General features: G+C 71.2%; 17 protein-coding genes and 1 pseudogene. 11 read left to right on the forward strand and 7 right to left on the reverse strand.

Annotated features, from left to right (window positions below):
• Positions 1–243: 243 nt before the first annotated feature.
• Both CFB47_RS34610 and CFB47_RS34615 read left to right on the forward strand, forming a co-directional pair.
• Entirely contained in the window at positions 244–1,611 is a 1,368-nt protein-coding gene (locus CFB47_RS34610) for a sigma-54 dependent transcriptional regulator (protein WP_089463919.1), read from the forward strand.
• A 37-nt stretch (positions 1,612–1,648) separates the two neighbouring features.
• Complete coding sequence (locus tag CFB47_RS34615) at positions 1,649–3,952, forward strand: ATP-binding protein (protein WP_089463920.1); 2,304 nt, start codon at positions 1,649–1,651, stop codon at positions 3,950–3,952.
• Positions 3,953–4,061: 109 nt separating this feature from the next.
• Here the strand turns inward: CFB47_RS34615 and CFB47_RS34620 are convergent.
• Positions 4,062–4,254: pseudogene (locus CFB47_RS34620) on the reverse strand (CBS domain-containing protein); the annotation flags it as partial.
• Positions 4,255–4,400: 146 nt separating this feature from the next.
• Between CFB47_RS34620 and CFB47_RS34625 the strand changes: the two are divergent.
• The 6 genes from CFB47_RS34625 to CFB47_RS34650 all read left to right on the forward strand — a co-directional run bounded on the left by CFB47_RS34625 (position 4,401) and on the right by CFB47_RS34650 (position 7,715).
• Positions 4,401–4,706 carry a hypothetical protein gene (locus CFB47_RS34625; RefSeq protein WP_089463921.1) on the forward strand — a complete coding sequence of 102 codons (306 nt, stop codon included), beginning with the start codon at positions 4,401–4,403 and terminating at the stop codon, positions 4,704–4,706.
• 166 nt (positions 4,707–4,872) lie between these two features.
• Positions 4,873–5,181 carry a hypothetical protein gene (locus CFB47_RS34630; RefSeq protein ID WP_089463922.1) on the forward strand — a complete coding sequence of 103 codons (309 nt, stop codon included), beginning with the start codon at positions 4,873–4,875 and terminating at the stop codon, positions 5,179–5,181.
• 213 nt (positions 5,182–5,394) lie between these two features.
• Positions 5,395–6,855, forward strand: a complete 1,461-nt coding sequence (locus CFB47_RS34635; protein ID WP_089463923.1) for an RNA polymerase factor sigma-54 — start codon at positions 5,395–5,397, stop codon at positions 6,853–6,855.
• Positions 6,852–7,124: a DUF3008 family protein gene (locus CFB47_RS34640; protein WP_256946826.1), complete on the forward strand. Its 273-nt coding sequence runs from the start codon at positions 6,852–6,854 to the stop codon at positions 7,122–7,124. The genes CFB47_RS34635 and CFB47_RS34640 overlap by 4 nt, the downstream gene beginning before the upstream one ends.
• A gap of 46 nt (positions 7,125–7,170) precedes the next feature.
• Positions 7,171–7,332: a DUF1328 domain-containing protein gene (locus CFB47_RS34645; RefSeq protein ID WP_011349711.1), complete on the forward strand. Its 162-nt coding sequence runs from the start codon at positions 7,171–7,173 to the stop codon at positions 7,330–7,332.
• Positions 7,329–7,715: a DUF3022 domain-containing protein gene (locus CFB47_RS34650; protein ID WP_089463924.1), complete on the forward strand. Its 387-nt coding sequence runs from the start codon at positions 7,329–7,331 to the stop codon at positions 7,713–7,715. The genes CFB47_RS34645 and CFB47_RS34650 overlap by 4 nt, the downstream gene beginning before the upstream one ends.
• Before the next feature lie 162 nt (positions 7,716–7,877).
• Here the strand turns inward: CFB47_RS34650 and CFB47_RS34655 are convergent, their stop codons facing one another.
• The gene (locus tag CFB47_RS34655) at positions 7,878–9,197 is read right to left on the reverse strand and encodes a sodium:proton antiporter (RefSeq protein WP_089463925.1); all 1,320 of its coding nucleotides are present in this window, start codon (positions 9,195–9,197) and stop codon (positions 7,878–7,880) included.
• Positions 9,198–9,233: 36 nt separating this feature from the next.
• The gene (locus CFB47_RS34660) at positions 9,234–9,590 is read right to left on the reverse strand and encodes a DUF3175 domain-containing protein (RefSeq protein ID WP_089444157.1); all 357 of its coding nucleotides are present in this window, start codon (positions 9,588–9,590) and stop codon (positions 9,234–9,236) included.
• Between the two features lie 170 nt (positions 9,591–9,760).
• On the opposite strand from CFB47_RS34660, the gene CFB47_RS34665 reads away from it, so the two are divergent.
• The 3 genes from CFB47_RS34665 to CFB47_RS34675 all read left to right on the forward strand — a co-directional run bounded on the left by CFB47_RS34665 (position 9,761) and on the right by CFB47_RS34675 (position 11,150).
• Positions 9,761–10,132: a DUF3022 domain-containing protein gene (locus tag CFB47_RS34665; protein ID WP_089463926.1), complete on the forward strand. Its 372-nt coding sequence runs from the start codon at positions 9,761–9,763 to the stop codon at positions 10,130–10,132.
• 207 nt (positions 10,133–10,339) lie between these two features.
• On the forward strand, positions 10,340–10,693 hold the full coding sequence (locus tag CFB47_RS34670) for a DUF1488 domain-containing protein (protein WP_089463927.1): 354 nt from the start codon (positions 10,340–10,342) through the stop codon (positions 10,691–10,693).
• 229 nt (positions 10,694–10,922) lie between these two features.
• Positions 10,923–11,150, forward strand: a complete 228-nt coding sequence (locus CFB47_RS34675) for a hypothetical protein (RefSeq protein WP_089444160.1) — start codon at positions 10,923–10,925, stop codon at positions 11,148–11,150.
• Between the two features lie 372 nt (positions 11,151–11,522).
• Here CFB47_RS34675 and treY read toward each other — a convergent pair whose 3' ends face one another.
• From treY to glgX, 4 genes are read right to left on the reverse strand one after another with little or no spacing between them, the layout of a single operon-like run.
• Positions 11,523–14,294 carry a malto-oligosyltrehalose synthase gene (gene treY / locus CFB47_RS34680; protein ID WP_089463928.1) on the reverse strand — a complete coding sequence of 924 codons (2,772 nt, stop codon included), beginning with the start codon at positions 14,292–14,294 and terminating at the stop codon, positions 11,523–11,525.
• The gene (gene malQ / locus CFB47_RS34685) at positions 14,291–16,510 is read right to left on the reverse strand and encodes a 4-alpha-glucanotransferase (RefSeq protein ID WP_089463929.1); all 2,220 of its coding nucleotides are present in this window, start codon (positions 16,508–16,510) and stop codon (positions 14,291–14,293) included. Before malQ ends, treY begins: the two co-directional genes overlap by 4 nt.
• Positions 16,507–18,378, reverse strand: coding sequence for a malto-oligosyltrehalose trehalohydrolase (gene treZ / locus CFB47_RS34690; RefSeq protein WP_089463930.1), 1,872 nt, complete (start codon positions 18,376–18,378; stop codon positions 16,507–16,509). The genes malQ and treZ overlap by 4 nt, the downstream gene beginning before the upstream one ends.
• Complete coding sequence (glgX, locus tag CFB47_RS34695; RefSeq protein WP_089463931.1) at positions 18,375–20,501, reverse strand: glycogen debranching protein GlgX; 2,127 nt, start codon at positions 20,499–20,501, stop codon at positions 18,375–18,377. The genes treZ and glgX overlap by 4 nt, the downstream gene beginning before the upstream one ends.
• Positions 20,502–20,525 lie beyond the last annotated feature (24 nt).

Consider the following 20,525-nt stretch of genomic DNA (forward strand, 5'->3'; position numbering starts at 1 on the left):
ACCGATTGCCGCGTATTGAATCTGGCAATGCAGATGACGTGGGCGGATAGATTTATTCGATGACCGGCGAAGGCGCGACATGCCTCTCCTATACTCATAGGGACTGCTTTTCACGGGAGGACAGCCCATCCGCACGAGTGCATCGATCAAGCCCTATCGTCGTGCGACCGGTGGCCGGACCTCGCTGATACCTGCTGCGGTCCCGGCGGCTACGCGCGCCGGGCTGCTTCACAAGGAGCCACGATGCCCTACGTTCTGATCGTCGAAGACGACGCCGATACGCGCGCCATGCTCGCGGCGCTCGCGCGCACGCAGCAGCTTGCGTGCGACACGGCCGCGACGCTCGAAGAAGCGCGCACGCTCGTCACGACGCACCCCCCCGATCTCGTGCTGTGCGATCTCGTGCTGCCGGACGGCAACGGGATGGACCTGTTCGATGCGTTGCCGAAGCATTCGCACTGCGAAATGGTGCTGACCACCGGCCACGCGAGCCTCGAAACCGCGATCGACGCGCTGCGGCGCGGCGCGACCGACTACCTGGTGAAGCCGCTGAACATGCAGCGGCTGAACAGCATCTTCGCGCGCGTGCCGCGCACCACCGCGCTGCATGAAGAGATTGCCGAACTGCGCTCCGAACTGCAGCGCCTCGGCCGCTTCGGCCGCATGCTCGGCAGCTCGCCCGCGATGCAGGCCGTGTACGACGCGATCGGCCGGGTCGCGCGCACCGAGGCATCGGTGCTGCTGACGGGCGAATCGGGCACCGGCAAGGAGCTGGCCGCGCAGACGGTGCACGACCTGAGCCTGCGCCGCCGCGGCCCGTTCCTCGCGGTGAACTGCGGCGCGATCGCCGCGAACCTCGTCGAGAGCGAGATGTTCGGCCACGACCGCGGCAGCTTCACGGGCGCGGAGCGCCAGCACAAGGGCTTCTTCGAACGCGCGGACGGCGGCACGCTGTTTCTCGACGAGATCACCGAGATGCCGCTCGAGTCGCAGGTCAAGCTGCTGCGCGTGCTCGAGACGGGGCGCCTCACGCGGCTCGGCTCGACGCGCGAGATCGACGTCGACGTGCGCATCGTCGCGGCGACCAACCGCGACCCGGAAGCCGCGATGGCTGACGGCAAGCTGCGGCCCGACCTGTTCCACCGGATCAACGTGTTCCCGATCCCGCTGCCGTCGCTGCGCGAACGCGGCGACGACATCCCGATGCTCGCCGATGCATTCCTGCAGCAGTTCAACGCCGACAGCGGCAGGAACCTGCGCTTCGCGCCGGCCGCGCGCGATGCGCTGAAGACCTACGCGTGGCCCGGCAACGTGCGTGAGCTGCGCAACTTCGTGCAGCGCGCGAGCATCTTCTGCGACGCGGACGTGATCGATACGCTGCCGCCGCCGATCATGGACGAACTGTCGAACCTGGCCGATTCGCACGAGGATCGTGTGACCGTGCCGTTCGGCACGTCGCTCGAGGAAGCCGACCGGCGGCTGATCCTCGGCACGATCGCACAATGCGGGGGCGTGAAGGCGCAGGCGGCCGAGGTGCTCGACGTCAGCCTGAAGACGATCTACAACCGGCTCGCGCAGCTCGAAAGCGAAGTGGACAAGCCGGAATCCTGATGCCGCCGCGACCGACCCGTCAGCAGGAGCGTGATCGATGATCGATATTTCGCGGACCCGCGCCGGCAACTACGTCACGGCCGTCATGCTGGTTGCGATCGCCACCGTGCTGCAGGCGCTCGCGATCCGCTTCGGCGGCGTGAATCTGCCGCTGGTCCTCTACTATCCGCTGCTCGCGGGCGCCGCGTGGGCGACGTCGTTCCTGTTCGGGATGGCCTCGACGGTCGTCAGCGGCCTGCTCGTGTGGACGCTGTTCCTCTCGGATCCCGCGGCCTATACGCAGCCGCTGCCCGACCGGCTCGTGCGGCTCGGCACCTTCGTGCTGATCTGCGCGCTCGTCTGCGCGGTCGCGTCGATGCTGCGCCAGGCGCGCTTCACGAGCGATGCGGCGCTACGACGTGAAGCGGCCGCGCGCCGGCGGCTCGACGCCGTGCTGCAGGCGTTGCCGCATGGCGTGATCGCCACCGATACGAACGGGCGGCTCACCTATCTCAACGCCGCCGCGGCCGCGCTCGTCGGCTGCCGGCCGGACGATGCGATCGGCCGCGCTGCGCGCGACGTGCTGCGGATCGTCGATCGCGACGGCCGGCGCGTTCAATCGACTCCGCTCGATCTCGCGCTCGGCGGCGAGGGCGTCGCGTCGGATCGCCACTGGCTGCACGCGGAAGGGAGCGAGCCGGTGCCGATCGTCGAGGTGGCCGCGCCGCTCGGCGATGCGGACGGCAACGTCGACGGCGCCGTGCTGCTGCTGCGCGACGCGGGCGCGGACCGTTCGCGGGTCGATGCGTCGCGGTTGCAGCGGGCCGTCGTCGATGCGTCGCCCGACGCGATCGTCGGCGTCGATGGCGACGGCCGCATCGTCAGCTGGAACCCGGCCGCGCAACGCATGTTCGGCTACGACGAAAGCGATGCGCATGGGCGCACGTTCGAATCGCTGGTGGCGATGCGCTGGCTGAAGCGCAAGCCGCTCGTCCAGTCGTTCGACGACATGCACGCGGCGGTCGGGCCGATCGACCTGCTGTGCGTGCGGCGCGACGGCCGGCGCTTCCGTGCGACCGTGTCGGCGGGCCCGGTACGCGGCGACGTGCGTGCGTCCGTCGCGTTGTCGCTGACGCTGCGCGAAGCCGGCGCGCAGCGCCGCCGCGACCTGCGCGCGCAGCGCTCGCTGCAGGGCGCACGCGATGCGCGCGACCAGGCCGATACGTCGAACCGGCTGAAGGACGAACTGCTCGCGACGGTGTCGCACGAGCTGCGCACGCCGCTGAACGTGATCTACGGCTGGGTCGAGGTGCTGCGCAATTCGGGCGACAGCGCGCTGCAGCAGCAGGCGGTCGACGCGATCGACCGCAGCGCGCGCTCGCTCACGCGGATGGTCGGCGACATCCTCGACGCGTCGTCGCTCGCGACCGGCAAGCTGCAGCTCGACGCGATGCCGGTGGACGTCGTGCGGCTGTTCTCCGATTCGGTCGGCGCGTTCCAGACGGCCGCATCGTCGGCCGGCATCGTGCTCGAATTCGACTGTGCGGCGTCGACCTGCGTGGTGTCGGGCGATGCCGAGCGCTTGCGGCAGATGCTGTCGAACCTCGTGTCGAACGCGCTGAAGTTCACGCCGTCCGGCGGCAGCGTGACGGTCGGGCTCGCCCGCGTCGACGCGCGCGTGGTGCTGACCGTGAGCGACACGGGGCAGGGCATCGTGCCGGCGTTCCTGCCGTACGTGTTCGACATGTTCCGCCGCGCGGAGGATTCGCCGGCGTCGTCGCGGCGCGGGCTGGGCCTCGGCCTGTCGATCGTGCGGCATATCGCCGAACTGCACGGCGGCGGCGTGACGGTCGAGAGCGCGGGCCGCAATCGCGGCGCGACATTTACGGTGACGCTGCCGGCCGGCTGGCAGCCGGCCGGCGCGATGGCGTGGGGGAGCGCGCCCGTGGACGTCCATCGCGCCCCGTTGACGCTCGATGCGCAGCGCATCCTGATCGTCGACGACGATCCGACGACGCGCGAAAGCCTGACGGCCGCGCTGACGACGTTCGGCGCGGCCGTCGCGATCGCGTCGACGGGGCGCGAAGCGCTCGCGGTGGCCGCCGACCTGCGGCCGACCGTCGTGCTGTCCGATCTCGCGATGCCCGACGGCGACGGCTTCTGGCTGCTCGACGCGTTGCGGCGCGCCGGCATGAACGGCGGCGGGCCGCCCGGCATGCGGGTGCTCGCCGTGACCGCGCATGCGGGCCTGGCCGACGAACGCCGCGCGCTCGAGGCCGGCTTCGACGGCTATCTGTGCAAGCCGGTCGACGTGCGCGAACTGGCGGACAAGATCGTGCGCGTGACGAAGCAGGACGGCTGACGCGGCGGCCGACCGTCGCTGCCCGGTTGCGATGGCCCGTGTGGGTGACGCGCGGCCGGCCTTGGCCGGAGGCCGGCAGGCTGCATCGCGCGCGGCCTGCGACGCGCCATCACTTCCGCTTCGGCTGCGACACGCCTTCGAGCGTGTTCGCGACGCCGTCGCGCGCCGGGCCGGCCGAGCGCGCCGCGATGTCCGCGAGCGACAGCATGCCGACCCGCCGCTTGTCGTGATCGACGACCGGCAGGCGGCGCAGTTGCGCATCGCGCCATGTCATGCTGGATCTCGTCCAGCGAATCGTCCTCAATGACGCGAACGTTTCCGCAACGACCATGCCCGGGGTTGGCACGCGGCACGCGACTTGCCGCATCGACGGGGAACACGACGAAGATGACGACGACCACGCGCGGCGCGACCCGTGCCGGCCGCGCGCCCATCACACGGAGGCACGATGACGATTCCAAAACGACGAGAGGGCGTGCGCTACGAACTCAACGTTTGCGGCGGCGGGTTCGATTCGGTGAAGAGCCACTTCAAGGAATGGAAGCGCGAACTGCTGATCTACCGGCCCGATCGCCGGATGTTCGAGGGCAAGGCCGACGTGCGGCCGCTCGGAGACGAGACGTTCGCCGCGACCGAGCCGGCGAGATTCGCGCTGCAGCGTGCGTGCGAGCCCGCCGACCCGTATGCGCTCGCGGCACGCGTGCGCGACGACGGCCGCGAGCTGTGGCTCGTGATGGCCGCGTACGACGCGTAGCGGCGCGCGGGCACGCAGCGCAGCGCAGCGAACGACGGCGGGTTCGAACGCCCGGCGCACCGCGGGACGGCGTGCTTGACGCGTGAACGGACGGCACGTGGATTGCGGACTGCCCGGGGCCTGCTCAACCGATTCCGCGGCTGCCGCGGATGTCAGGAGGTGTTCGATGAAACCGATCCGCACGATCCGCACCGGCGCATGCCTGCTGGCCGCCGCGTGCGCGCTGGTTGCCTGCACGCAACCTGCTCCCGACGGCGCGCGCGGCGCGCCGCCCGCGCCGCCCGGCGCCCACCCGCCGTCGCCGGGCACGACGATGCCCGATGCCAATACGCGCTACGAGCCGCGGCCGTCGCCGGGCAACACGTTGCCGCCGGGCGCGACCGGCGGCGACCCGGCCGACGTGCCGCCACCGGGTCCGAACGGCACGCCGGGCGACCCGCCGGTGCCGGGCACGCCGCCGCCGACACAGTACTGATACTTGCTGCAGCCGGCGCGTGGCGGGACGGTGCGCGAAACGCGTGCCCAAAACTTGCCGACAGCTTGTAAAAAAGCGGCCCCGACGGCCTGCAAGACGGGGTACGAACCCGCGTGACCCGCGACGCGGTGCGACCGGGCCGCCTGGCATGGAAGCTGCGTTATTCCTGACCGAATACGAAACGAAACCCGTGAAACGTCAGGAGAACCTTCGATGTCCGTCTCGCTTGCGCTGCAGATGCGACAGCATCTGGCACTTACGCCGAGGCTTCAGCAGTCGCTGCGGTTGCTGCAGTTGTCCTCGCTCGAATTTCAACAGGAGTTGCGGCAGGCGCTCGATCAGAATCCGTTCCTCGAGGATGGCCAGGCAGACGAGGAGGCTGCCGACGACGCAACCGGGCAGCCGGCCGAAGCCGCCGCGCCCGAAGCGGCATCCGAGCCCGACGACGCTCGCCGGCAGGACGGCGACGCCCCCGAAGTGCCCGAGGCGTCCGAAGTGTCGTTGACGGCCGCGCCCGCGCCCCGCGGCACGAGCCACCACGGCGACGATGCGGGTGGCCAGTCGCCCGGCGAATGGCTGGCCGCGGAGCCGTCGCTGAATCAGCAGTTGCACGATGCGTTGCGGCTCTATCCGTTGAACCGGCGTGACCGCGAAGCCGCGCGCCTCGTGATCGACGCGCTCGACGACGACGGCTACCTGCGCCAGGAACTGGGCGAACTGCTGGTCGCGGCCGACCCCGCGCTGCTGCTCTCCGAGCAGGATCTCGCGGTCGCCCTGCGGCTCGTGCAGATGCTCGACCGACCGGGCCTGGCCGCGCGCTCGCTGTCCGAGTGTCTCGTGCTGCAACTCGACGCGATTCCGGCCGGCACGCCGGCGCTCGCGGAAGCGAAAGCGATCGCGCGCGAGCATCTCGAGCGTCTGGCACGCCGCGAGACGGCCGAGATCCAGCGGCGGCTCGGCTGCGACGCGCCGACGCTGCAGGCGGCCTGCGCGCTGGTGCGCGGGCTCGACCCGCGCCCCGGCAATCATTACGGCAGCACGCGCGGCGACTACGTGGTGCCCGACGTGATCGTGCGCCAGGTGCGCGACGAGTGGATCGTGACGATCAACCCGGCCGTGCTGCCGCGTGCGCGGCTGCATGAACGCTATGCGACGCTGTTCGCGCAGTCGAGCGGCGAACGCGATTCACCGCTCGGCCAGCAGCTGCAGGAAGCGCGCTGGCTGATCCGCAACGTGCAGAAGCGCTTCGAGACGATCCAGCGCGTCGGCGAATGCATCGTCGCGCGGCAGCGCGATTTCTTCCGCTACGGCGAGATCGCGATGAAGCCGCTCGTGCTGCGCGACATCGCCGAGGAACTCGACCTGCACGAATCGACCGTGTCGCGCGCGACGGGCAACAAGTACATGGCCACGCCGCACGGCACGTTCGAGTTCAAGCATTTCTTCCCGCGCAAGCTCGAGGCGGCCGGCAAGGGCGTGTGCTCGGCGGCGGCCGCGAAGGTGCTGATCCGCGACATGATCGCGGCCGAGCGGCACACCGATCCGCTGTCCGACGTCACGCTCGCGCAGAACCTCGCGGGCCGCGGCATCCTGCTCGCGCGTCGCACGGTGACGAAGTATCGCCAGGCGATGAAGATTCCGCCGGCCGACCTGCGCCGCCGCGACGCCGCATGACGATGGACCGGGCGAGCCCGTCGCGTGCGCGTGCTGCCGACCGTCGCGTCGACGCGTGCGCCCACGACCGGCGCGCCATCACGCCGGCAACGTCCCGGGCGTGGAAGAGCGCGGCGCGTGCCGTGCTGTCGGCCCGATGCGGCAACACGAAAATGCGGGATCTCATGCCGCCGGCGATGCCGATCGCCAGGTCGATGAGCGAAAGGGAACGTGAAAAAATGGCGTCCAAGCCGACGCGCGGCAAACCGGAGCACAAGCACGATGCGTGACCGGCGACGACGTGTATTGACCACTGCTGCCATCCAGGAGGTATCCATGCTGCGATACGCCGTCATCTTCTTCATCATCGCGATCGTCGCGGCCGTGTTCGGCTTCGGCGGTATTGCCGCCGGTGCGGCCGAGATCGCGAAGATCCTGTTCTACATCTTCGTCGTGATCTTCCTCGTCACGCTGCTGCTGGGCGTCGTGCGACGATGAGCGGCACACCCGGCCGGTCGCAGCGCATCGCGGAACTCGAGCATGCGCTCGCGAACGGTTTTCCGTCGGAATCGACCGTCGTCGTGCAGTCGGACGACGCGACCGGGCGGCTGACGATCCAGGTGTCGTGGGTGCGCGTGCCGTCCGACGAGGACGCGCGCGAATGGCGCTGCACGGTCGACCTGCGATTCGAGCCCGACGTGATAACGCGCTATGCGTCGCTCGGCGCGGACGACCGGCTGCGCGTGCGGACGGTTCTCTGCGACCGCGCGCGACGCGCGGTGGACGAGCGCAAGCCGCGCGTCGAGGAGGCGGCGATCGAATGCAACGTCGCACTCGACGTGACGCGCGCCGAACTCGACGCGGCGCTGCGCGCGCCCTGACGCCGCTGCCGCTCGCGGGGTGAAGACGCGGCGATCCGCGTGGCCGCCGCATCCCGCACGCGGCGAGCGCATGTCGATGTCGATGCTTCCTTCACACCGCTGCGGCGCCACCACGCGCGTGGCAGCCGCGATGGCGCGGCCGCGCGCATCGTCATGCACGCGTCAGCGCCGATGCTGCAGCCGGTGATACCAGTTCATCAGCGGTGTCGCGGTGATCCCGTGCGCGATCACCGATGCCGACACGATGGCCAGCACGGGGGCCGCGAGCGGACGCACCGCGGCGGCGGGCCCGTGTTCGAGCGCGAACAGCAGGTAGTAGAACGAGCCGATTCCGCGGATGCCGAACCACGCCATCAGCCGTCGCTGTGCATGCGTCGCATGTGAGCCGGTGAGCGTGACCAGCACCGCGAGCGGGCGCACGGCGACGAACAGCACGACGGCCAGCGAGGCCGCGCCCCACGTCAGCAGCGGGCCCGGCAGCGTCATGAGCACGCTGCCGATCATCGTCATCACGATGGCTTCGGCGATCCGTTCGAGTTCGATCGTGAAGCCGAGCACCGATTCGGCCATGAACGCGTGCGCTTTTTCCGGATGCTTCTCGGTGGCGACGACGTCGGCCGAATCGATCTGGCCGATCACGTCGCGCGGCGCGCGGTCGCCGCTCGCGCGGTGCTCGACCCGGCGCATCGCGACCCCGGCCGCGAACGTCGCGATGAACCCGAATGCATGCGCGAACTGCGCGGCGCCGAACGACAGCACGATCAGCGCGAGCGCGAAGAAGCCTTCGAGGCCGAGCGCCTGGGCGTGGCGCGTGCGCAGCCAGCCGATCGTCTTCGTCGTGATCCAGCCGAGGCCGCCGCCGATCGCGGCCGCGCCGGCGATGCCCCACAGCGCGGTGAGCGCGAACGCGCCCGACAGCGGCGGCAGCCCGTGCGTCGTGCCCGGCGCGCCGCACAGCGCGAGCCCGGCCAGCGCGAACGGCAGCGCGATCCCGTCGTTCAGGCCGCCTTCGCCCGACAGCGCGAAGCGCACGAGATCGCGATCGCCCGGGTCGTGCACCTGAACGTCGTGTGCGAGCACCGGGTCGGTCGGCGAGAGGATCGCCGCGAGCAGCAGCGCGGGGCCCCAGTCGAGCCCGAGTGCGAGCATCGCGCACGCGGCCAGCAGCGGCACGGTGAGGCCCATCGCGAACAGGCCGAGGCGGCACGGCACGCGCCACAGCGGGTCGTCGAGCGGCACGCGCAGCCGCAGCCCGATCGCGAACAGCGAGACGAGCAGCGCGATCTCGACGATTTCACGCAGCAGCCGAGCGTCGCGTTCGAGGTCGAGATCGAGCAGGCCGGCGCCGGCCGGGCCGAGCGCGACGCCGAGCACGAGATAGATCATCGCGGTGCTGACGGGCAGGTGGCGCAGCGCGGACGTCGCGACGCCCATGCCCATCAGCACCGCGCCGACGATTACGTACCAGAGCGTCTCATGCATGTGTGCGGTAGCAGGCCGATAACGGGTCGCGCGCCGTCAGGGCTTGCGGCCGAACGCTTCGCGCAGCTTCCGTTTCGCGCGTTCGAGCGTGGCGCGGCGCGTTTTCGGCAGGTTGCGGCCCGCGCGGTTCACGTAGAAGTTCAGCATCGACATCGCCGACTGGAACGGCGACGCCTTGCGGCGGCGGCTGTGTTCGGCCGAATGCTTCAGCGACGCGGCGATCGCGGCCGGGTCGTCGGACTTGAAGATGTCCGGCTCGAGGTCGAGCGCATCGCTTTTTTGCATGACGTCGGCGGACCAGCGCTTGCGGTGGTGCGGGTCGGTGCCGCGGGCGCGGCCCGGGCGTCGTGTGAGGTGCTTGCCATGCGCGCGGGTAGCGGTAGCGGAAGGCATTCCATGGGCTCCATTGAAGGTGACAGGGGCGTCGTGACGGGGTGGGGTACGCAAACCGCGTGCCGCGCCGCGCGCGTGATCCGTCCGACGAACCCATGCCGGGCGCGGCACGGGGGTTGCTGCAAACGACAGACAGGACATGCCATCCCGCCATCACGCAGGAGGACATCATGCAATCGCATTCCCGGATCTGGCTGGAAAACGACGAGATCGACGCCGATGCCGATGGCGACACGATAGACGCCGACGATCTCGATACGACGGTCCATGTCGACGTCGCGACGGGCAGGATCACGTTTCAGGCGGCGTGGGCGGAGGCGGCCGACCCGCCGCCCGAGACTGCGCGGCATTCGGTCATGCTCGTGCTCGACTGCGACACGATGGAGCGCTATGCGGATCTCGACGAAAGCACACGGATGCGCGTGCACGCGATCCTGCACGCCACGGTGGAGGACCTGCTCGAGCGCCTGCCCGACGAACACGCGACGCTGACGGTCGAGCTCACCGATGCGATGCTCGACGCCGCGCGCCGTCTGCAGTAGCCGTGCCGATCGGCTTTCCGATACTCGACTCGCACGCGCGAACGGGGCGGCAGGCACGTAGCTTGCTGCGGGACTGGCATGGCACGACACGTGCCGCCACGCGGACGGAGGGGCTCATGAGCGGAAGGTTGGGGCATTGCGAGGTAGCCATTCTCGCGGTCGGAGTCGCACCGATCGATCGCGTTTCGGCGCGGGGCGCCTGACACCATGGCCGCCAATTCCGCCCGCCGCGTGACGCTGGTCGACGAGCCGCCCGTATTCGATGGTGCGGCGCTGCAGTTGCGTTTCGTCGTCGATGTCGATGGCGAACCGCAAACCTGCGCGATCACAGTCGAAGCGCTGGAAGATCATTTCGGCGCACGCTCCGCGCTGGAGGCCGATTTGCGCGATGCGTTCGAACAGGGCCGCGCGCGCATCGCAGCCGCCTGCGCCGACGTGCTGGGCGACAGCAACAGCGACGGCAGCGGTAACGGCAACGGCGGCGTGGTGCTGCACAGCGGCTATTTCCGTGCGCCGGCCGGTCGTGCGCGAGCGGGCCTGTTCCGGTCCCGGCGATCCTGACCCGGTTGACGTTCCCGGCGTGTCCCGCTCCTGTTTCCCTCCTGCCGGTTTTCCTCCCGCATTACACGCCGTTGAAAACTTTGCACCGCGCACGGGCCGCCGTGTGGTGCCACATCGCGCCGCGCGCAGGCGGCACGGATGACGGGGGCGGCACGCCACCCGGCATGGTCCCTGCATGCATTGCTGCTCGCCGGCGCGCATCTCGCGCAGCCGCCAACGGGGAACGAGCATGCTGACCGCACATGAATTCGCCACGCTGCTGCTGGTGCATCGCGCACCGGAGCAGATCCAGATCGACCGCGAGGATGTCCTTGCGCTGGTCGAACAGCAACTGATCGTGATGCAGCACGACGACGCGTCCGGCGAGCGCCGGCCCGCGTTGACCGCCGACGGGTTGTCGGTCGTGCAGTGCGTGCAACGCAACGACGCGCGCGAGCCCGACGTCACCGACGCGTGACGGGCGGATGCGGGGTTTCCTGTGTAGCGGAAAGCTGCGCGTTGCCGGCGGCCGTGTTGTCGTGAGGCTTGCTTTACTGTCCGGCCGGTCGTTCAGGGCGGTATCGATCAACGATCGCGGGCTAGATAGACGGCTGCTGCAAGACGGGCATCTCCTTCGCCCCAGCCAATGCGCAAAACCGATTATGGAAGCTCGTTTCTGGCGTAAATCGATTTTGGATGTACAAAAACGATTACACGCAGGCTGTCGTGCACAAATTTGATTTTCCCCCCGGCAACTTGGGTACGAGCAAATACGCGATGCTCGTGACTAAAGGCAAACGCCACGACTTCCCGGAATTTCATCCGCCGGAAACGCGCGTGCGCTGGACGATCACGATTCGCTCGTTGGACGCGCAGCCACCAGCACGGCAACCGGTAGCGCGGCCAGCCAGTCACCGAGCTTGATCAACCCTCCCGGCACGTCGATCGCATCCCCCGCATTCAGCCCATCCACCCACGGCCCGTCGATATCGCGCGGCAGCACGACCGCCGTATCGCCCCATTGCGCGGGTTCCACGCGCGGCAATTCCGGCGCTTCACCGAGCAATCGGCCCGCAAGCCGTGTCGCGACCACCACCACGGTGGCCTCGTCGCTGCACCGCGCGAACGCGACCACATGACGCCCGAGCGGGCCGCGTACGCGCAGCGGCACGTATGCGCCGTCCGCGAACGTCGCCGGCCATCGCGCGCGCAGCGCCAGCATGCGCTCGACCAGCGCCCGCTTCACGCGCGCATCGGGCCACGCCGCCAGATACGACGCCACCGGCGCGTCGACCCGCTCGGCCGCGAGCGCCGCGAACGGCACGTCGCGGCGGTTGTCCGGATCGACGAGCGAGTGATCCCATGATTCGGATCCTTGATACAGGTCGGGCACGCCGGGCGAGGCCATCCGCAGCACGGCCTGCGTCAGGCTGTTGACGACGCCGGCCGGCGCGATCCGCGCGACGAACGCATGCAGCCGATGGGCGAAGTCGCCCGGGCCGCGCGGCTTCAGGATCGCGCGGACGAACGCTTCGCAAGCGCGCTCGTAGCGTAGATCGGGCGCGAGCCAGTCGGTGTGAAGCTTCGCCTCGCGCAGCGCTTTCGTCTGCCACTGCACGACGCGTTCGGTGAGCGCCGCGCGCCCCGCCGCGTCGTCGGGCGAGAGTTCGGGCGGCCAGCAGCCGACGAGCGTCTGGTACAGCATCGCCTCGGCGGCCGGCCCCGGCGCCCATGCGAGGTCGCGATGCGCGCCGCCGCGATGCGGCCGGTTGAGCGCGGACCAGTCGAGCGACACCGCGCGCCACGCGTCGGGCATTTCGCTGAGCACGGCCAGCCGCGCACGCGCATCCTCGCCGCGCTTGTGGTCGTGCGTGGCGGTGGCGACGAGCCCGTGCGGCACGGTGCGCGCGCGGCGCCGGTTGCGCGCATGGAACGCGCCGCGCGACAGGCTGAAGTCGCCCGCGTCGGCGCCGACTTCGTTGCGCGACAGAAGCCGGCCGTAACGATAGTGGGCCGTATCCTCGACACCCTTCGCGGCCAGCGGCGCGGTGAGCTGCGCGAACGCGACGCGCGCCGCGTGCAGCGCGGCGGCGTCCGCGCGCGGCACGCGTACGACCGGCCACCCGAGCCAGGTGGCGACGTGATCGAGTGCGAACCGGTCGGCAGGATCGACGGCCTCGACCGCCCGTTCGTACGCGTGCGCGAGCACGCGACGATCGGCGTCGGCGGGTTCTTCGTCCTGCACGGGATACATCCGGTACACGGGCAACTGCACCGCGAGTTCCCCCAGTACGCGCCGAATCGCGATCCGGCTGACGTCGCGCGTCGCGGGCGCCGCCCGCGCCACGCGGTGCAACGCCCGCGCGGCGCGCGCATGCTCGACGGCGAGCTGGCGCATCAGCACGCGCCGCTTGCCGTCGAGCGCTTCCTGCGCGAACGTGCGCGACGAACCCGACACGTCGGCCCAGTGCGCGGCGAGCGGCGCGGCGCCGGCCGGATCGTGCAGCAGCGCGCCGACGTCGTTCATGAAGTCGTAGCCGGTCAAGCCGTCGACGGCCCAGTCGTCGCGCAGCGTCTCGCCGGGCGCGAGGATCTTCTCGACGACGATGTACGGCCGCGCGTCGCGTTGCGCGGCAAGCCGCTGATGCAGCCGCCGGCCATACGCGCGCGGATCGGCGAGGCCGTCGACGTGATCGGCGCGCAGGCCGTCGATGTAGCCGGCCGCATGCAGCCGCAGCGGCAGCGCATGGACGGCATCGAACACCGCATCGTCGTCGACGCGGACGGCCGCGAGCGTCGCGATGTCGAAGAAGCGCCGCCAGTTCAGCTCGTCGGCGGCCGTGCGCCACCACGCGAGCCGGTAGTGCTGGCGTTCGAGCAGCCGGTGCAGGCAGGCGCGGGAGCGCGCGCGGCGCGGATCGGCGCCGCGCAGCACCGCGTCGAGCGCATGCGGGCCGTGCGCGGCCGCATGATCGCGCAGCGCCGCATGCGCGGCGGCCAGCCGCGTGCTGTCGCGCGGCGGCGCCGCGTCGAAGCGCTCGGCGAGCGCGTTCAGGTCCGCACGGTTCGCGATGCGCAGGAGCTCCGCATAGGTGGCGGCGGCCACCGGCAGGCGTCGCCCGGGGCACGTCACGAAGAAGCGCCCGGTGGCCGGATCGGCGTCGAGCGTGATGTCGCCGGCCGCGAGCGCTTCACCGTACGGCGTGCCGAGGCAGGGCAGCAGCACCTTGCCGTCGAGCGTCGCGTCGGGCGGATGCCAGTCGATGTCGAAATGGTGCGCGTACGGGCTCGCGGGGCCCCATTCGAGCACGTCGTTCCACCAGCCGTTCGACGAACCGCCCACGCCCATGTGGTTCGGCACGATGTCGACGATCACGCCCAGCCCGTGCGCGCGCAGCGCATCGACGAGCCGGACGAAACCGGCTTCGCCGCCGAGCTCGGGGTTGAGCGTGCCGTAATCGACGGTGTCGTAGCCGTGCCGCGAACCGGGTTCGGCCGTCGCGATCGGCGACAGGTACAGGTGGCTCACGCCGAGCCGCGCGAAATAGCCGGCGTGCGCGGCCGCGTCGTCGAACGTGAAGCCCGCATGCAACTGAAGTCGCAGCGTCGCGCGTGGCGTCATGGGCCGGGCTCCCGCGAACCGCGTGCGCGCACCACGGCCGCGATGCGCTCGCGCACGTCGGCGTCGAACAGCGTGTCGATCGCGCGCGGCAGGCGCTGCCGCCAGTTCGGGTGCCCGCAGGGCGGCCCCGGCAGGTTCGGCTGCGTGTCCAGCCCGAGCAGATCCTCGAGCGGCAGGATCGCGAGCGGCGACGGGCTGCGCGCGACGTACGCGAGTATCCCGGCGACCGGCGGCGCGTCGGCCTGCGGGGCGGCGGTGCCGGCCGGCGCGCAGCCTGCTTCCTGCAACGCGCGCCACAGCGCCGCGCGTTCGGCGGCGCGCGCGGCATGTGCGGCGACGACGTCGGGAGCGACGGCGGGCGGCGGGGCGGCCGGGCCGGCTTCCGCGGGCGGCGTGGCGTTGGCCGAGGGGGCCGCGCGGGGCACGGTGTCGTCCTGCTCGTGCTCGCTCGTCTCGTCCGCCCGCGCACGCGCCGCCGCGTTGCGCGCCTCCCCGTCGTCGGACTGCTGCGCCGCCTCGGCCGCGATCCGCCGCCAGGCCAGATCGACCCCGCGCCACCAGCCGGCCACGGTCGGCAGGTCGTGCGTCGACGTCATCGCGATCGCGTCGCGATCCCATGCCGACGGCGGCCGGAACGTGCCGTCGGCGTCGCGCTCGAACCACAGCACGCGCATCCCGGCGATGCCCTGCGCGCCGAGCCGTTCGCGGAAGCCGGCCGGCACCGTGCCGAGATCCTCGCCGATCGCGAGCGCGCGATGACGGGCCGCCTCGAGCGCGACGAGCCGCACGAGATCGTCGACCGGATAGCGCAGGTAGGCGCCGTCGCGCGGCGAGCCGCCGTCCGGCACGATCCACATCCGCGCGAAGCCGAGCACGTGATCGATGCGGATGCCGCCCGCATGCGCGAACGCCGCGCGCAACAGCTCGACGAACGGCACGAAGCCTTGCGCACGCAGCGCGGCGGGCGTCCAGGTCGTCACGCCCCACGCCTGGCCGGCCGCATTGAACAGGTCGGGCGGCGCCCCGAGCGACACGCCGCGCAGCAGCGTCGCGCCGTGCGCCCACGCGTCGCTGCCGGCGCGATCCGAGCCGACCGCGAGATCGGCGATCAGCCCGGTGGCCATGCCCGCACCGCGTGCCGCGTGCTGCGCGTCGCCGAGCGCGCGCGATGCGCACCATTGCAGGTACGTGTGGAACGCGACCGTGTCGGCATGGGCGTGCGCGAACGCATCGACTTCCGCCGATCCCGGTTCGCGCCACGGCGCCGGCCATTTCCGCCAGTCGATGCCCGCCCCGTGCTCGAAGCAGAATGCCTGCAACGCGTCGAAACGCGCATGCGCATCGAGCGCCGCCCCGCCCGCGGCGCGAAACCGCTGGAATGCGTCACGCGACGGGTCGTCGCCGGCGCGCCACGCGTCGAAGCACGCCCGCAGTCGCCGCAGTTTCAGCGGCAGCACGTGCGGCCAGTCGATCAGCGGCGCGTCGGCCGCGGCGCCGGTTGCGTGCTGCACGGCCGCGGCGCCCGGCACCGCGTCGCAGTCGAGATACGCGACGTTGTGCCAGCGCCGCGACGACGGCGAATACGGGCTGTCGTGCGCGGGCAGCGCCGGAAAGCCGGCGTGCGTCGGGCTGATCGCCACCGCCTGCGCGCCGTGCCGTGCCGCGTGCGCGGCCAGCCGCGCCAGCGCGGTGTAGTCGCCCGCGCCATCGTCGCCGTCGCGGCGCAGGCTGTAGAGCTGCGCCGCGATGCCCCAGCGGCCGCCCGCCTCCGCCGCGCGCGGGTCGACCGGTTGCGAGCGCGGCGGCGCGATCGTGAGCCCGATGCGCTGGTCGCCGACGTCGAGCGCGTGATAGCCGGGGTTCGCGAGCGGCGGCAGCGTGCCGTGTTCGCCTTCGCCGCCCACGCGCCCGTCGACGTGCCCGCCTGCTTCGAGCGTGATCCGGAAGCGCGCGCCGGGCGGGGCGATCGCGGCCGGCAGGGTCAGCGGCACGCCGGCGTCGCCGGTGACGATGCGCGGGGGTGCCGCGTTCGCGTCGGCGAGCGCGGCGGCGCTTTCCACCCGCTGGGTCGCCGTGCCGCACGGCCAGCCGAGCGCGTCGACGAGCGCGACGAGGGCGTCATCGTCCACCCGCCGCGCGATGCCGCCCGCATCGGTCCAGTCGGGTTCCAGGCCGGCCGCGCGCGCGAGTTCGGTGATCGACACGTCGGAAGTCATGATCGTCCCTGCCCATTCAGGCGGTGCTGCCGCGCATCGTGGTTGACCTCGCCGTCGCGCCACGCGATGCACGCGCGGGGCGGCAGCCGCAGGTCGCGCAACCGGTCGCGTGCACGTGGCGGCGTCTCGAACACGATCTTGCCGACCGGCAGCGCGGGCAGTACCGCATCGTGCGCGCCGAGGTTCAACGCGATCGTCAGCGTGCTGCCGTCGCCGAGGCGCCAGCGCGCGGCCAGCGCCTGCGGGTCGCCGTCGCCCGCGAGCAGGTCGACGCCGAGCGCGCGGGCGCCGGGCAGGTTCGGCGTCACGAGCGCCGCACGCACGGTCAGTGCGCTGCGGTAGAAGCGCCGCCATGCATCGGTGTCGGGCGTGGTTGCGTCGCTGCTGCCGTGCAGCGTCGAACGCACGAACGTCGCGATGTCGTTCGGATCGGGAATCGCGTCGCGATGCGCGGCATCGGTGAACGCCGGAAAGGCCGCGAATTCGCGGCGCCGGCCCTCGCGCACCGCGTCGGCGAGCGCGCCGCGATAGTCGGTGAAGAACTGGAACGGCTGCGTGCTGCCGTCTTCCTCGCCCATGAACAGCAGCGGGATCGACGGCGCAAGCAGCAGCAGCGCGGTCGCCGCGCGCACCGCGTCTTCGTTCGCGAGCGTGCGCAGCCGTTCGCCGAACGCGCGGTTGCCGACCTGGTCGTGGTTCTGCAGGAACGCGACGTACGCGGTCGGCGGCAGGTGCGCGCTCGGTTCGCCGCGCGGGGCGCCGTCGTGCAGCGGCGACGGTTCGCCCTGGTACGCAAATCCTTCGCCGAGCGTGCGCGCCAGATGGCGCAGCGGCGCGTCGGCGTACGCGCGGTAGTAGCCGTCGCGCTCGCCGGTCAGCAGCACGTGCGCGCTGTTGTGGAAATCGTCGTTCCATTGCGCGTCGAAACCGCCGGGCCCGAGCAGGCTCGCCGCGTTGCGCTCGTTCTCGAGCACGAGGTGCACATGGCGCGTGTCGCCCGCGTACGCGCGCACGCGGCGCGCGAGTTCGCGCAGCCACGCGTCGTCGTCGATCGCGTGCGCGGCATCGATGCGCAGCCCGTCGAAACGGAATTCGTCGAGCCAGTACAGCGCGTTCTCGATGAAGAACGCGCTCGTCTGTTCGCGCGAAAAGTCGATTGCCGGCCCCCACGCGGTCTGCCGGTCCGCGCGGAAGAACGCGGGCGCGTAGCGCGGCAGCAGGTTGCCTTGCGGGCCGAAGTGGTTGTAGACGACGTCGAGCAACACCTGCAGCCCGAGCCCGTGCGCGGCATCGATCAGCGCCTTCAGTTCCTCGGGCCGTCCGTACGACGGATCGGGCGCGAACGGCAGCACGCCGTCGTAACCCCAGTTGCGCGCGCCGGGAAACGTGTTGACGGGCATCAGCTCGATCGCGGTCACGCCGAGCGCGGCGATCTCCGGCAGCCGCCGCTCGACGCTCGCGTGGCCGCCGCATGCGCCGATGTGCAGCTCGTACAGCACCGTCTCGTGCCACGGGCGGCCGCGCCACGTGTCGTGGCGCCAGCGGTACGCAGCCGGATCGACGACCTGGCTCGGGCCGTCCACGCCGCCGGGCTGGAAGCGCGACGCGGGATCGGGCACCGCGAGATCGCCGTCGAGCCGGTAGCGATACAGCGTTCCGGGGCCGCACGGCACGACGGCCTCGAACCAGCCGTCGCCCACCGCGGTCATCGGGATGGCGGGCCGGTTTTCGCCTTCGATTTCGACGGCGGCCGTGCGGCTCGCGGGCGCCCACAGCCGGAAGCGCGTGCGGTCGGGCTCGATGCAGGTCGCGCCGAACGACGTGTCGAACGCATGCGAACCCGATGGACGGGCGGGGCGTGATCTCATGTCGGGTCTCCCGGAGACAGGTCGGGCGGCACGGCGGCCACCGCGATCGCGGCCGCGTGCGCGGCGACGTCGAGGCCGTCGGCCGGCCACGAGCGCGGGCCGGCGTCGGGCGTGGCCGTGTCGACCAGCACGCGATAGTCGAGCGCCGGCGCGGGCGGCGCGAACACGACCGTCTCGGACGACGCGTTCAGCATCACGAGCAGCGCCTCGGTGCGCCCGGTGCGGCCCGTGCCGACGCGCCGCATCGTCAGCGCACGGCGCTCGTGGTCCTGCCACGCGGGCACGGTCATCGGGTCGCCGTGCTCGTCGAACCAGCCGATCTCCGCCATGCCCGGCGCCGCTTCGCGGTCGCCCGACGGATAGCGCGGCGTGGACATCACCGGGTACATGCGCCGCAGCGCGGCAAGCCGCGACACGAAGCGCATCAACGTCACCGCTTCGTCGCCGCGCGCCTGATCCCAGTCGAGCCACGACAGCTCGTTGTCCTGGCAGTACGCGTTGTTGTTGCCGTGCTGCGTGCGGCCGAACTCGTCGCCGGCCACCAGCATCGGCGTGCCGAGCGCGGTGAACAGCGTCGCGAGCATCGAGCGCGCGACGCGGGCGCGTACGTCACGGATCGCCGCGTCGTCGGTCGGCCCTTCGACGCCCCAGTTCGCGCTGCAGTTGTCGTCGCGGCCGTCGCGGTTGTCCTCGCCGTTGGCTTCGTTGTGTTTCGCCGAATACGACGCGAGATCGGCGAGCGTGAAGCCGTCGTGCGCGGTGATGAAATTGACCGACGCCCACGTATGGCGCCGCTGGTGGTTGAACAGGTCGGCCGAGCCCGCGAGGCGCGCGGCGAGTTCCGGACGCTGGCCCGGGTCGCCGCGCCAGAAGCGCCGCACGGTATCGCGGAAGCGGTCGTTCCACTCGGCGAAGCCGGGCGGGTGGCGGCCGAGCTGGTAGCCGCCGGGGCCGAGATCCCACGGCTCGGTGATCAGCTTGCGCTGCGCGAGCACCGGGTCCTGCCGCAGCGCGTCGAAGAACCCCGCGCCGGGATCGAAGCCGTGTTCCTCGCGGCCGAGCGTCACGCCGAGGTCGAAGCGGAAGCCGTCGATGTTGAACGCGGTGGCCCAGTAGCGCAGCGAATCCATCACCATCTGCACGACACGCGGATGCGACAGGTTCAGCGTGTTGCCGCAGCCGGTCTCGTCGACATGATAGCGGCGGTTGTCCGGCATCAGCCGGTAGTAGCTCGCGTTGTCGAGGCCGCGCCACGACAGCGTCGGGCCGAGCTCGTTGCCCTCGCACGTGTGGTTGTAGACGACATCGAGCACGACCTCGATGCCGGCCGCATGCAGCTGGCGGATCGCGATGCGCATCTCGTCGAGCCGGCGCGTCGCGAGATACGCGGGCTCCGGCGCGAAGAACGCGGCCGTGTCGTAGCCCCAGTAGTTGCGCAGCCCGCGGTTCACGAGCGCGCGCTGCTGCAGGAACGCGTGGACGGGCAGCAGCTCGACCGTCGTCACGCCGATCGACAGCAGGTGATCGATGAACGCCGGATGCGCGAACGCCGAGAACGTGCCGCGCTCGGGCGGGCGCAACCCGGCACGCCGCATCGACGCGCCGCGCACGTGGGTCTCGTAGATCACCGTGTTGCGCCACGACACGCGCGGGCGCCGGTCGGTGCTCCAGTCGAACGCCTCGTCGACCACCACGCACTTCGGCATCGCGGGCGCCGAGTCGCGCCGGTCCATCGACAGGTCCGCGCGGTTCGAATGCAGGCGATAGCCGAACAGCGCGTCCGACCAGCGGAACTGGCCGACCAGCTTGCGCGCGTACGGGTCGAGCAGCAGCTTGGTCGGGTTGAAGCGATGGCCGTGCTGCGGCTGGTACGGGCCGTCCGCGCGAAACCCGTACACGGTGCCCGGATGCGCGTTGGGCAGGTAGCCGTGCCAGATCTCGTCGGTGCATTCGGGCAGGTCGAGGCGCGCCAGCTCCTTGCGGCCGGTCGGATCGAACACGCACAGCTGGATGCGGTGTGCGTGCGCGGAAAACACCGCGAAGTTGGTTCCGAGGCCGTCCCAGGTCGCGCCGAGCGGGTAGCTACGGCCGGATTCGAGACGGGTGGGCAGGGCAGTCGGCATGCGGGGGATCTCCGTGTCGAGGGC

It is taken from the genome of Burkholderia sp. AU27893, assembly GCF_002223205.1.
Taxonomy (GTDB): domain Bacteria; phylum Pseudomonadota; class Gammaproteobacteria; order Burkholderiales; family Burkholderiaceae; genus Burkholderia.